At 34.0% G+C, this 13,116-nt stretch carries 10 protein-coding genes; 5 read left to right on the forward strand and 5 right to left on the reverse strand.

Going from position 1 to position 13,116, the window contains the following annotated elements; translation table 11 throughout:
* Positions 1–264: 264 nt before the first annotated feature.
* On the forward strand, positions 265–1,611 hold the full coding sequence (gene dgt, locus P700755_RS09345; protein ID WP_015024424.1) for a dGTP triphosphohydrolase: 1,347 nt from the start codon (positions 265–267) through the stop codon (positions 1,609–1,611).
* A 67-nt stretch (positions 1,612–1,678) separates the two neighbouring features.
* Here the strand turns inward: dgt and P700755_RS09350 are convergent, their stop codons facing one another.
* The 3 genes from P700755_RS09350 to P700755_RS09360 all read right to left on the reverse strand — a co-directional run bounded on the left by P700755_RS09350 (position 1,679) and on the right by P700755_RS09360 (position 4,868).
* Positions 1,679–2,506: an alpha/beta fold hydrolase gene (locus tag P700755_RS09350; RefSeq protein ID WP_015024425.1), complete on the reverse strand. Its 828-nt coding sequence runs from the start codon at positions 2,504–2,506 to the stop codon at positions 1,679–1,681.
* Between the two features lie 59 nt (positions 2,507–2,565).
* Positions 2,566–3,486: a T9SS type A sorting domain-containing protein gene (locus P700755_RS18745; protein ID WP_015024426.1), complete on the reverse strand. Its 921-nt coding sequence runs from the start codon at positions 3,484–3,486 to the stop codon at positions 2,566–2,568.
* 89 nt (positions 3,487–3,575) lie between these two features.
* Positions 3,576–4,868, reverse strand: coding sequence for an aminopeptidase P family protein (locus tag P700755_RS09360; protein WP_015024427.1), 1,293 nt, complete (start codon positions 4,866–4,868; stop codon positions 3,576–3,578).
* A 230-nt stretch (positions 4,869–5,098) separates the two neighbouring features.
* On the opposite strand from P700755_RS09360, the gene P700755_RS09365 reads away from it, so the two are divergent.
* The 3 genes from P700755_RS09365 to P700755_RS09375 are packed head-to-tail and all read left to right on the forward strand — an operon-like array spanning position 5,099 to position 8,533.
* Positions 5,099–5,764 (forward strand): succinate dehydrogenase cytochrome b subunit, encoded by a 666-nt coding sequence (locus tag P700755_RS09365; RefSeq protein ID WP_015024428.1) that lies wholly within the window; start codon positions 5,099–5,101, stop codon positions 5,762–5,764.
* Between the two features lie 11 nt (positions 5,765–5,775).
* The gene (locus P700755_RS09370; RefSeq protein ID WP_015024429.1) at positions 5,776–7,779 is read left to right on the forward strand and encodes a fumarate reductase/succinate dehydrogenase flavoprotein subunit; all 2,004 of its coding nucleotides are present in this window, start codon (positions 5,776–5,778) and stop codon (positions 7,777–7,779) included.
* Between the two features lie 7 nt (positions 7,780–7,786).
* A complete protein-coding gene (locus P700755_RS09375; RefSeq protein ID WP_015024430.1) occupies positions 7,787–8,533 on the forward strand; it encodes a succinate dehydrogenase/fumarate reductase iron-sulfur subunit in 747 nt (248 codons plus the stop codon).
* 740 nt (positions 8,534–9,273) lie between these two features.
* On the opposite strand, the gene P700755_RS09380 is transcribed toward P700755_RS09375, so the two are convergent.
* The gene (locus P700755_RS09380) at positions 9,274–9,834 is read right to left on the reverse strand and encodes an IS630 family transposase (RefSeq protein ID WP_083858480.1); all 561 of its coding nucleotides are present in this window, start codon (positions 9,832–9,834) and stop codon (positions 9,274–9,276) included.
* Positions 9,835–9,847: 13 nt separating this feature from the next.
* Positions 9,848–10,342, reverse strand: coding sequence for a helix-turn-helix domain-containing protein (locus P700755_RS09385; protein ID WP_015023841.1), 495 nt, complete (start codon positions 10,340–10,342; stop codon positions 9,848–9,850).
* 387 nt (positions 10,343–10,729) lie between these two features.
* Here P700755_RS09385 and P700755_RS09390 point away from each other — a divergent pair, with 387 nt between their 5' ends.
* On the forward strand, positions 10,730–13,060 hold the full coding sequence (locus P700755_RS09390; protein ID WP_015024431.1) for a hypothetical protein: 2,331 nt from the start codon (positions 10,730–10,732) through the stop codon (positions 13,058–13,060).
* The last annotated feature ends 56 nt before the right edge of the window (positions 13,061–13,116 follow it).

Consider the following 13,116-nt stretch of genomic DNA (forward strand, 5'->3'; position numbering starts at 1 on the left):
TGTAAACTATAAAATCAGTTATATAACTATAAACCCAGTTTTTAACATGTTTCTGAATTTTTGATACTTAGAAATCACATTTCTTGTCGGTAGCCTCCCTTTTAGGATTCTTTTGAAATTACTATCAAATAGAGAGTTTAACATCTCCACTTAGTTCTTAGAGAAGCGGGTATCACTCATCCTAAAAATAGCTTCCTAAATATGGTAATATTTTGTGGGGAATCACTTTCTAGAATTCCTTACATTTGACACAAAATAAAACGCATGCCAACCTGGGAATCTCTTTTATCACTCAAACGCCATGGCGACACCAATAAACGCATACGCAAAGAACAAGATGATACCCGTTTAGGGTTTGAAGTCGATTACGATCGCGTTATTTTCTCTTCCGAATTTAGAAGTTTACAAGATAAAACTCAAGTGATTCCCCTATCTAAAACTGACTTTGTTCATACGCGTTTAACACACAGCCTAGAAGTTTCTGTTGTTGGCAGATCTTTAGGTCGTTTAGTGGGAAAGAAGGTGTTGGAAAAACACCCACAACTTCAAGGCACCCATGGACACCATTTTAATGATTTTGGGGCAATTGTAGCAGCTGCGGCTTTAGCTCATGATATTGGAAACCCTCCTTTTGGTCACAGTGGAGAACGTGCTATTGGAGATTATTTCAAATTTGGAAATGGCAAACGATTCAAATCCAAATTATCGGATGTTGTTTATGAAGATTTATCCAAGTTTGAGGGGAACGCTAACGGATTCAAACTCCTTTCCGATGACAAATGTGGTTCTCCGAGCGGTCTTCGGCTTTCCTATGCAACTTTAGGAGCCTTTACCAAGTATCCAAAAGCCTCACTTCCGCACAAACCCACCCAACAAGTCGCCGATAAGAAGTTTGGATTCTTCCATCAGCAGCAGGAAAAGTTTCAAGATGTTGCGGAAGAATTGGGTTTACAAAGCGTTATGGAAGGTGATAATATTCGATACAAGCGGCATCCTTTAGCCTTTTTGGTAGAAGCGGCAGATGATATTTGTTATACCATAATCGATTTTGAAGATGGAATCAATCTAGGTTTAATTCAAGAGGAATTTGCCTTAGAGTATTTGTCCAAAATCGTTCATAAGAATATAAATACGACCAAGTATTCACAGCTTTCTACTACCAAAAATAGAATTAGTTATTTAAGGTCTTTGGCAATAGGCGCACTAATTGAAGACGTTGTCGCTCTTTTCATGGAGAATGAAGAAGCTATTTTAAATGGAGATTATCACGCGGCTTTGCTTGACAAATCCACTTACAAAGTTCAAATAGAGGATATTATCAAGATCAGTATTAAAAACATTTACCAAAGCCAAGAGGTTTTGGACAAAGAAATTGCGGGCTATAAAATATTGACTAAGATTTTAGACGATTTCACAATAGCTGTAGAACACGATCATGCAGGTGAGGCCAGTAGCTTTGATAAATTGATTTTAAAAAATTTCCTCAAAGACTTCGATTTTTCTGAAGCTAAACTTGAGGATTGGCTTGTAGATGTTTGTTCTCATGTCGCTTCACTTACCGACAGTAATGCCCTTAGAACTTATCGTAAATTAATAGGAAGTGACTTTTAGGAACTAGATCAAGCCCACTAGATCCTTAATTTGAATTTTAAAATAATTATGTGACCGGTTCACACATTCATTGTTGCGATAAAAACTTTTTTAAAGTGTTCAATAGCATATCTGGATGTTCAATATAAGACATATGGCCTCCTGATAAAACTTCAACTTTGGTCCGTGTAGCGTGAGCAACTGCTTTAGTAGCATCAACATCTATAACTCCGTCTAGAGCACCTAAGACTATAAGGCTCTTATCGTTCATTTTCTTTAGTACGTCAACTCTTTCTTTTCGATCTCGTAAACCTTTTAGCGTATTGATAATTCCTTTTTGTGAACAGTGTCTGGCTTCTAGGATAGCGGTATCAATTTCAGAAGAAAATCGGTCTTGGTCTTGAGGTAAGAACAAGTGTTTAACGGCCATAGTTACAAAAGCTTGCGGGTATTTTTGTATCATCCCTATCGCTCTATTCCGCTCTTGCTTCCGAATTTCTGAGTCTGCTAAAGGGGTAGAATTTAAAAGTAGTATTTTATTTATTTTTTCAGAACCCGCCTGAGTGTCTTGGGTTTGCAGGCCAGACCAGCCAAGACACGATTCAGCTAAAGCTAAAGCCACATAACCTCCCATAGAATGACCGATAAGGCTAACTTTTTGAAGGTTTTCAAATTGGATTAAGGCTAAAAGGATTTCAGCATAATCCTCCATCGTATGGATATATCCAATCGCTTCGGTCTCGCCATGGCCTGGCAAATCTACCGCCAATACCCTATAGTTTTTGGAAAGCTCACCCTGAAGAGTCGCCCACATATTTTTATTTTCTAAAAATCCGTGGATTAAAATAAGAGGCTCGCCAGCACCTGTAGAGGAATAGTGAATTGGTGTTTGTTTATAAGTAAAGTTCATTGTCATAAAAAACCCTGTAATTTTTGCAAGGGATAAATTTTAAATTCAGGGATTTTTTAAACGTGCTATTTTTTGACGAATTTATGAATCATACTATTTTTACCCGTGTCAAGTTTAATAAAGTAAATACCAGGACTTAAATGAGAAACATCAATCTGATTTGAATTAGTAAGCGAAGTAGTCATCACTCTTTTCCCTTGGGTGTTAAACAATTCAATATGATTAACTATGTTTCCATGAGTATCAATATTTAATTTATCAAACGTTGGATTTGGATAAATTGTATATTGGTTCTCATCAAAAGTTTCGTTGCTTAAATTTTGAATGTCTACCAACTCACAAGTTACCCAATCATTGCTTGTGTCCTCAATATCTAAATCCCAAATTTCATCAATCCTAAACACCTGATCTCCATCTTTTTCAACACATACTGTAAAATATGTAAAAAAATAATCAAATCCCTCAGGAAGAGGAACTTGTTCATTGAACATCATTGGTAATACCCCTTCTTTGAAAAATATTTCATCTTGCCAAGAAGTTTCAAAATATATAATTTTATAATTGCCATCATAGACTATGTCACTAACAGTAACAGTGTTATCATCGCCTTCAAAAAAAGTTGAAAAAATCTCAGTAGTGTCTCCAATTTCTAGTGATAAATCTGCTATTAAATGTTCCTCAGCATCAATTGTCGGCCGATACCATAACTTACCTTCTTCCAGATTCTCCCTATAATAAGAAGAAATGGGGGGTTCCGTTTGATTATACTTAAAATGATCTGCTTTTTTCAAAATTTCACCATCTGCTGAAACAACTTCTGTTGTGATAGAAAGAGAATCTAAAAATCGGGAGCATCCACAAAGCGTGCCGGGATTATGAAGATATATAACATGTGTCTCTTCTTCGCCAAAAAAAGATAGATAATTTTGAGCGTTTACTGAAACCACAAATAGGAGAAAAAAGTTTAACAGGAATAAATTTTTCATAATTAGTCTTTTAAAATCACAATAAAGTTAAGATATTTTTATCTAATATGTTAATATATTGATAGTTAAAAACTTATTCCCATTTCTTCTTAAGAATTCATCAAATCCTCTATCTCTTCAATTTCAATAGGAATATTAGCCATCAAATTTTTGGGAGCCCCATTTTGTTGTATAACTACATCGTCTTCTAGGCGAATACCCATATTTTCCTCTGGCAGATAAATTCCTGGTTCCACAGTGAAAACTTGGTTGGCTTTCATCGGCTCGTTAAGTAGACCATAATCATGTGTGTCTAGTCCAATATTATGAGACGTCCCGTGCATAAAGTATTTTTTATAGGCAGGCCAATCTGGGTTTTCATTTTGAACATCTGCCTTATCTAGCAGCCCAAGATCTAGCAACTCGGAGGTCATTAATTTCCCCACCTCAACGTGATAATCTTTCCAAATAGTACCAGGAACCAATAGATTGGTGGCTTCTTTTTTGACTTTATTTACCGCATTATAAATTTGCTTTTGTCTATCACTAAACTTTCCAGATACAGGAATAGTACGAGTCATATCACTCGCATAATTCGCATACTCTGCCCCAACATCTATCAAAATTAAATCACCAGTCTTCAACTGTTCTTTATTTTCTATGTAATGAAGTACGGTTGCGTTTTTCCCTCCTGCGATAATAGGTGTATAGGAAAAGCCTCGAGATTTATTCATCAAAAATTCATGCATAAACTCAGCCTCCAACTCATACTCCCATTGGCCAGGTTTGGTATAATTTAAAATTCTTCTGAAACCTTTTTCAGTAATAGTGCAAGCTTTTTGCATCACTTCTAGTTCTAAAGGATGCTTGATAGAGCGTAAGCGTTGTAAAATAGGATTGCTTTTGGCCACTTGATGGGCGGGGTAGTTTTCTTTTAACCACTTATTAAATCGATCTTCACGAGTTTGAGTGGCATGATCTGCTCGATAGTGCTCGTTGGTATTCATATATACTAAGCCGCATTGGGTCATCAATTCATTAAAAACTTTAGGGAAGTCTTTTAACCAATAGACCGTTTTTATCCCTGTGTTTTGAAGCGCTTTTTCTTCATTGAGTTTTTCTCCTTCCCAAACCGCTATATGCGGATTGGTCTCTGTCAGAAATAAAACTTCTCTGTGTTTAGGATTCGGAGCATCAGGAAATAACACCAAAATACTTTCCTCTTGGTCTACACCACTGAGGTAGTAAATATTTCGATCTTGTTGAAAAGGAATGGTACTATCTGCACCAATTGGATATGTATCGTTAGAATTGAATACTGCCAAGCTGTTAGGCAGCATCTGACTCATGAAATTATTTCTATTCTGAATGAACAAGTCAGATTTTATAGGTTCGTATCTCATAATCTTAATTTTTTCCAAAGGTAAGAAATGGAAGGTGAAAATTGTATTTGTTAGGTTTTAAGTGATAACTAAAGGTTCTCAAGACCCAAATTGGGTGATAAAACTCAAAGGTTTTCGTGAAATCAATTCAATAGGCTTTAAAACTATTCTAAATTATGTCTAAACAACTGGCTTTATTTGCTTGAGAGGTCTAGGTGGTGTATTTTTGTGTTATAATTAAATAAAGACTTATGGCTGGAATAAGCAAAACATCAATAGCAAGGAAGTTTGCTATGGCTCTATCAGGACTTTTTTTAGTCCTTTTTTTAGCTCAACATTTTACAATAAATTTTACATCGGTAGTAAGTCCGTCGACTTTTAACGAAATATCCCATTTTATGGGGACTAATTTTGTGGTCCAGGCGATTTTACAACCTATTTTAATTTTGGGAGTTGTATTTCACTTTATCATGGGATTTGTCTTGGATATTAGAAATAGAAAAGCAAGGTCTGTGAGTTATGCTAAATTTAACGGTGCTTCCAATTCTTCTTGGATGTCTAGAAACATGATTATTTCTGGCAGTGTAGTATTACTATTTTTAGGCTTACACTTTTACGATTTCTGGATTCCAGAATTGGTTCACAAATACGTTGAGAGCCATCCTGATGATCCAACACGTTACTACCAGGAAACCGTGGCGAAATTTACTGGAGATCCAATACGAACAGGTTTGTATGTATTATCATTTTCTTTTTTAATGCTTCACTTACTTCATGGCTTCGCCTCTTCATTCCAATCTGTTGGTTTCAACAACATGTATTCAAGAGCGCTAAAAGTCTTTACAAAAGCTTTTGCAATTGTTATCCCAATGGGATTCGTTTTTATTGCGATATTTCACTACTTTAATAACTTATAAGCGAAAGGATTATGACAGTTTTAGATTCAAAAGTACCAGAAGGACCCATTGAGAAAAAATGGACCAAGCATAAAAATGAAATCAACCTTGTTAATCCTGCCAACAAACGTAATATTGACATTATTGTCGTTGGAACTGGGTTAGCTGGAGGTAGTTGTGCAGCAACTTTAGCAGAACTTGGATATAATGTAAAAACATTTTGTTTTCAAGATTCGCCTAGACGTGCTCACTCTATTGCAGCTCAAGGTGGAATTAACGCCTCAAAAAATTACCAAGGTGATGGAGATTCCGACTACAGATTATTTTATGACACTGTAAAAGGTGGCGATTATAGATCTCGAGAAGGGAATGTCTACCGACTCGCCGAAGTATCTAGTAATATTATTGACCAATGTGTGGCACAAGGTGTTCCTTTCGCAAGAGAATATGGTGGTTTGCTAGATAACAGATCATTTGGAGGAGTATTGGTATCACGAACTTTTTATGCCAAAGGTCAAACAGGTCAGCAGCTTTTACTTGGAGCTTATTCAGCAATGAATAGACAAATAAACAGAGGTAAAATTCAATCTTTCACTAGACATGAGATGATGGATTTGGTTTTAGTTGATGGAAAAGCAAGAGGAATTATCGCTAGAGATTTGGTATCTGGAGAAATTGAAAGACATTCTGCGCATGCCGTGGTCTTAGCCTCTGGTGGTTATGGAAATGTGTTCTATTTATCTACCAATGCTATGGGTAGTAATGTAATGGCTGCTTGGAGAGCTCACAAAAAAGGAGCCTTTTTTGCAAATCCATGCTTTACACAAATTCACCCTACCTGTATTCCTGTTTCAGGAGATTTACAGTCAAAATTAACCTTGATGTCTGAGTCGTTAAGAAACGACGGACGTATTTGGGTTCCTAAACATAGTAAAGATGCTGAAGCTATCCGAGAGGGTAAGTTAAAGCCAACTGAACTAAGTGAAGAAGATAGAGATTATTATTTAGAGAGAAGATATCCAGCTTTTGGAAATCTAGTTCCACGTGATGTTGCTTCTAGAGCAGCAAAAGAACGTTGTGATGAAGGCTATGGTGTAAACAAAACAGGACAAGCGGTTTATTTGGACTTTAAAGCTGCCATTGAACGTTATGGTAAAGAAAAAGCCTTCATATCTGGACACAAAAACCCAGGTAAAGAAGAAATTATAAAATTGGGTGAAGAAGTTATTGAGTCTAAGTATGGTAATCTATTTGAGATGTATGAGAAAATTACGGATCAAAACCCATACAAAACTCCAATGATGATTTTCCCTGCGGTTCACTATACAATGGGTGGTCTTTGGGTAGATTATAACTTAATGACAACTATCCCTGGATGTTATGCTACTGGAGAAGCTAATTTCTCTGATCACGGAGCAAACAGATTAGGAGCTTCTGCCCTTATGCAAGGTTTAGCAGATGGCTATTTTGTCTTGCCTTATACTATTGGTGATTACTTATCAGATGATATTAGAACTGGCAGCATTTCTACAGATACTGAAGAGTTTGAGAAAGCAGAAAAAGAGGTGAAGGAAAGAGTTCAAAAACTTTTTGATGCCAAAGGCAAGAATCCTGTTGACTATTACCACAAGAAATTAGGGAAAATTATGTGGGACAAATGTGGAATGTCTCGAAACATAAAGGATCTTAAAGAAGCCCTAGAGGAAATTAAAGAACTAAGAGATGACTTCTGGGCCAATGTAAGAGTAACAGGTAAAGAAGGGACTAAAAATTCTGAATTAGAGAAAGCAGGACGAGTTGCAGATTTCCTTGAACTTGGAGAACTTTTCGCTAAAGATGCTTTAGAAAGAAATGAATCTTGTGGGGGTCACTTTAGAGAAGAATATCAAACTGAAGATGGTGAGGCTTTAAGAGATGATGAAAATTATCGATTTGTTTCAGCGTGGGAATATGTTGGTAACCCTAGAGATGCGAAACTTCACAAAGAAGAATTGATTTTTGAGAATATTGAATTAAAAACAAGAAGCTATAAATAATTGAATTATGAAGCTTAATTTGAAAATATGGCGTCAAGAAGATGCCAAAGATAAAGGAGGATTTCAAAATTATAAAGTAGATGGTATCGATGGAGATATGTCTTTCCTAGAAATGCTAGATGTTTTAAATAATACTCTAGTAGAGGAAGGGGTAGACCCCGTTGAATTTGACCATGACTGTAGAGAGGGAATCTGTGGATCGTGTTCGCTCCAAATTAATGGAGAACCTCATGGACCCGATAGACGTGTCACTACATGTCAACTCCACATGAGAAAGTTTAAGGATGGAGATGATATCGTTATAGAGCCGTTTAGAGCTACTGCATTTCCTGTTATCAAAGATTTAGTTATTGATAGATCCGCTTTTGATAGAATCCAACATGCTGGGGGTTATATATCAGTCAACACGTCCGGTAATACTCAGGATGCCAACAGTATTCCTATAGAAAAAGATAATGCAGACGATTCGTTTTATGCGGCGACTTGTATTGGTTGTGGTGCATGTGTGGCCGCTTGTAAAAACGCGAGTGCGATGTTATTTACCGCAGCAAAAGTCTCACAGTTTGCTTTATTACCTCAAGGGGAAGTAGAAGCTCACGAACGTGTACTCAGCATGGTAGACCAAATGGATAAAGAGGGATTTGGTAACTGTACCAACACAGGAGCCTGCGAAATAGAATGTCCTAAAGGGATTTCACTTGAGAATATTGCTAGATTGAATAGAGAGTATCTAGGAGCTAGTTTCTCTGGATAACTTCTATTTAAAATAAGGTATACTCATTAAGCTAAAAAAGCAGGAATTCTAAAAGTTCCTGCTTTTTTAGTGATCAAAGAATTCTATTTAATTAAGTTTTCTAAAACCCTAAATTACATAACTCTCCTATGAATTTCCTGAATTTGAATTTGAAATTGAATATTAATTTGAAAACAATTAATATCTGTCTCGTTTTATGATACAGGTACTTTAGTTCCAAATGAAAAAAAATTTAAGTACAAGTTACTTTAGCTCTAGTAATACCAAATTATATTTATAATGCCGTATGAATAAATTGAATTATACTACGACATAGCTCAGCACAAGTTTTTTGATTGATTGAAGTCATAAATAATGGCTAAGTTCTAATTAGCATATTGAATAGTTGCTGTTTGTTCTCTTTGTATTTGCTATTTGAGACAAAGGCAATGTCTGTGACTGTTGCCGTTTTAGGGGTTGGGTTCGTAATCTTTTTAAATACCAAGAAACAATTCAAGTAGTTCTGTAATTATTTTGTATCTATACTATTAGTAAATCCCTGTAATCTGAAGGTCTCCTATCTATATAATTTTACATAAACAGGGGGCCTATTTATTTTAGAACACAGCTAAAATAATTAGTATAGCCTTAGTTAAGGTAATTATTTTTGATGAAAAGCACGAAAAAAAAGCCTGTGCCGAATTCATATCGGTAAAACGATTTATTGCGACATGATAGGTCTAAATAGGTCTAATACCAATTTAGTTATTAAATGCCGTATTAAAAGCTTTTAGAAAATGGTGATTTCCTGTTATAGATTTAATGGTTTCAGGTTTCATTTCGCAGACCATTTCGCTTAGCCATTGTTTTAAACTTTTCATCGATTCGAATCTTTGATTCTTAAATCGATTTTTAATGTATTGCCATACTTGTTCGCATGGGTTTAGTTCAGGATTGTATGGGGGTATTCTTAAAAGAACTATATTTTGTGGCACCTCTATATTTTTTGTAGAATGAAATCCTGCATTATCAATCACTACAATTTTATATTCCTTTGGATTATGTGTTGAAAATTCTCGCAGATAGGCTTGAAATATGTTAGTACTTACACCATTTATTTCCCAAACAAAAGAGTCTCCGTTTATTGGGGAGTAACTACCGTATAGATAGGTCGTTTTATAAATATGTTGATAGGTCACTATTGGCTTTACACCGCTAGCGGTTATGTATTTTCCAAGATGATTCATCATTCCAAATCGAGCTTCATCTTGAAAGTATAAATTAACAGAGTCGTAACTATCTTTATTAAGACTAATTCTAATGTTATCTAGCGTATTAGGGAGTTTTTAAAAAAGCTTTTTCAGCCTCTACATCTTTTTTGTAGTGAGATTTCCTAGGAGTCTTGGGTTTTGTTTTAAAATGTTGAATCAAATACTCACGGATCCGTTGGTACTTAACAACTACGCCATACTCTTGTTCTACCCAATTTTGAGCATCCCAGTATCCCAAAAAAGGATTATTTGGGTCATGTACTCTTTGGGATAAACCCTTATGTATTTGTGGTGTAATAATTTTAGACGTTTTATTTTTAGGCTTATCAGTTAACATCATCTCAACCCCACCAGCATTGTAGTTCACAATCCACCTTTCTAGGGTTCTGATATGAATCCCTAAAAAATCAGCTAATTCTTGTCGGGTTTCAAATTTGCCAGACTTAATGGCTAGCAAACTCTTTAAACGTTTTTCTGCTTTTAAGGTTTTCTGTTTTAACAAGAGTTTCTTTAGCTCCGAATCTGATTCCTTGATCTCTAAAATTGCTTTTCTTCCCATTCATAAATATACGAAAAATATACGGCAATACAAAACTTATTTGGTATAAGTAGTTTACCTGAATTTGTTAGTTTTTAGATTCAACTGATACTAATAACGAGTAGAAAATAATTGAGTATTTTTTGGAAAAGATTCGATAGTGCCTTAAAAAATGAAACAGTTTCATTTGGTAAAGATTGGAATCTATTATTTGCTAAAATTTAGAGAAATTTTTTTATTGCTAAAGATTTTTATTATATTTAATACCGTTATTTAGCTTATTAGTTTTATAATTTATTTTGAAGCCAACTGATAACCTTGTTCTAGATAGTTATCGGATACTAGTAAATTTGATTAATGAATAATTTACTTGGTATAAATAGGGAGTTTATTTAAAAAACAATCTTTATGAAATTTAGTTCACTCAGCCTTTTATATTTTTTCATCCTATCTGCAAATGCTCAAGATGTATTTTTAGAAAAATATCAAGATTATTTCGAATTACCCCGTGAATCCATATTTGTTCATACAAATAAATCGGTGTTTACGGCTGGAGAGCATTTATGGTATAAAGGCTATGCTATCGATAGAACTAATGGAAAATTAAGCGATAATGTAAGAAATATCCAAGTCTTTGTTTATGATAGCATTGGTAATTTGATTGATAAATCAATGGTACTAGCAAACAAGGGTATTTTCTTTAATCAAATTAAAATAGATACTACGTTTACACCAGGTCGTTACTATTTTAAGGCGATGACTAATTACATGAATAATTTCAAGGAATCTGACGCTTATTTTCAAAAGTTTGAGGTCATTGATGAGGTTGTGAGATCTAAAAGAAAAGCTCAAGATATTGAAGTAGTTATTCGTCCTGAAGGACAAGAAATCGTTTATGGTTTAAATTCTAATTTGGGTATAAAAATTACTAACGATATAGGCAATCCTGAAGAATCAACTCTTATACTATTTGAAAATAATATCCCAATAAAAAAAATTACAACTAGTAAATTGGGTTTAGCAAGAATGAATTTTAGACCATTTAAAAATAAAACTTACAAAATAGAAGTCATAACAATAGGAGGTTTTAAGAAGATCATCCCAATTGGGGATATAAAATCTAAAGGCACTTCTCTTGACCTTATCAATTTAAAAAAACATATCTATTTAAATATTGAGACCACATCTATTGAAGAACATGAAAAATGGCAATTGTTTATTTTTAAGGATCAAAACTCTATTTCATTTAATATTGAAATGAATAATTCTGAGAAGTCAATTGCGATTGAAAAAGATAAACTTTTTGTTGGCCTAAATACGATTCAACTCTTAAAGGATGGTAAAGCTGTATTAGAACGCATGTATTTGAATGAAGCTATAGATGAAACTGAATTTAAAGTTGGCTATAAACTAAAGCAAGTCGATAAACAAGATTCTATAATTTTAAGTTTAAACTTCAAAAATAATAGTAAATTAATGCTTAGTGCGTCCATATTACCAAAAGAAAACATCACTTATAGGTCGCAGCAATCTATTATTAAAACATTGAGATTAAATCCTTACATAGATAATAATGACTTTAAATCTTTTTTTGATTATACCACGCTATCAAATTTAAATGAGTTGGATGTACTACTGTTAATGTCAAAAAGTCTACACACAACTAACCTAGAATTATCTGAACCACCTGCACTTCAATATAAACGAGAGAACGGTTTTGACCAAATCTTGTATTTGATAGATAAAATAAAAAAAGATGATGACCTTATAGTAGGTATAGCCTCTAGATTTAATAAGGACTATAGTTTAAAACTTGATTCATCAAGGGTCTTTTTTTTAAAAAATAAATATCCAGTAATTGGAGAAAAACTTGAATATACCGCTGTAAACAAGCTAGGCAATTTTAAAGCACCAAAATTAACTTTGAAAACTCGTGTAATTTTTAATAACCAACATCCTATTTTATTTGAAGAGCTTGACACTTTAACATTTTTAAAAGATATTTCATTATCTAAAAATAGAGTTGCAGCTAATTTTACCAAAACAAATGAACTTAAGGAAGTCATAATTAAAGCACCAAAAAATAAAGAGGAAAAAATAGATCGATTGATTCGAGGTACTAAAGAAGAAATTACTGAAGATATAGTTAATGAGTATTTAAAACTTTCAGATTATCTAAGGGCAAAAGGTTTTAAAGTAAGAGAAGACTATAAAACCTTTATAGTTCAAAATTTGAGAAATCAAACTGGAGGTGCTGGAAGCGTTGCATTCATAGTAGACGGCGCTAGATTTAAAGATACAAGGGACATGAATTTTACTTCATTTCTAGCCAATGCTCGATTGGATCAATTTGAATCAATTACAATTAATAAAGTAGGCTTTGGACAAGGCCCCTTTGGTTCTGGTGGAGTTATAAAACTTGATAGCCGTAAAACACCTCTTTATGATAAAGATAATGGAGGAGTGTTTACCTCAATAGATGTAACGGAAGGTTATAATGAAATAAAAAAATACACTAACCCAAATTATACATCTTACAATAGTGAAACATTTAAAAGACTTGGTTCTATAGCCTGGTTTCCTAATATAGTTGTTCAAGGAGGAACCCAGAATAATAATAGTGTTGATTTGAAAGTTGTGGATACTAAACTTAAAGAAGGTATTATTTATATTGAAGGTATTTCGGAAGATGGCCAATTACACAGTTATAGAATCCCTATTAAATTGAATAACAATTAAACTGGATATTATAAACTATCTGTAAAAAGAAGAGTAAGTGGTATTCTTTAAAAAAT

Source organism: Psychroflexus torquis ATCC 700755, assembly GCF_000153485.2.
Lineage (GTDB): Bacteria > Bacteroidota > Bacteroidia > Flavobacteriales > Flavobacteriaceae > Psychroflexus > Psychroflexus torquis.

Excerpts from the sequence above, each read along its gene's own strand:
- P700755_RS18745 (WP_015024426.1), bottom strand. The coding sequence starts at position 3,486 with ATGAAAAATTTATTCCTGTTAAACTTTTTTCTCCTATTTGTGGTTTCA.
- P700755_RS09375 (WP_015024430.1), top strand. The coding sequence starts at position 7,787 with ATGAAGCTTAATTTGAAAATATGGCGTCAAGAAGATGCCAAAGATAAA.
- P700755_RS09365 (WP_015024428.1), top strand. The coding sequence starts at position 5,099 with ATGGCTGGAATAAGCAAAACATCAATAGCAAGGAAGTTTGCTATGGCT.
- dgt (WP_015024424.1), top strand. The coding sequence starts at position 265 with ATGCCAACCTGGGAATCTCTTTTATCACTCAAACGCCATGGCGACACC.
- P700755_RS09390 (WP_015024431.1), top strand. The coding sequence starts at position 10,730 with ATGAAATTTAGTTCACTCAGCCTTTTATATTTTTTCATCCTATCTGCA.
- P700755_RS09360 (WP_015024427.1), bottom strand. The coding sequence starts at position 4,868 with ATGAGATACGAACCTATAAAATCTGACTTGTTCATTCAGAATAGAAAT.
- P700755_RS09370 (WP_015024429.1), top strand. The coding sequence starts at position 5,776 with ATGACAGTTTTAGATTCAAAAGTACCAGAAGGACCCATTGAGAAAAAA.
- P700755_RS09350 (WP_015024425.1), bottom strand. The coding sequence starts at position 2,506 with ATGACAATGAACTTTACTTATAAACAAACACCAATTCACTATTCCTCT.
- P700755_RS09385 (WP_015023841.1), bottom strand. The coding sequence starts at position 10,342 with ATGGGAAGAAAAGCAATTTTAGAGATCAAGGAATCAGATTCGGAGCTA.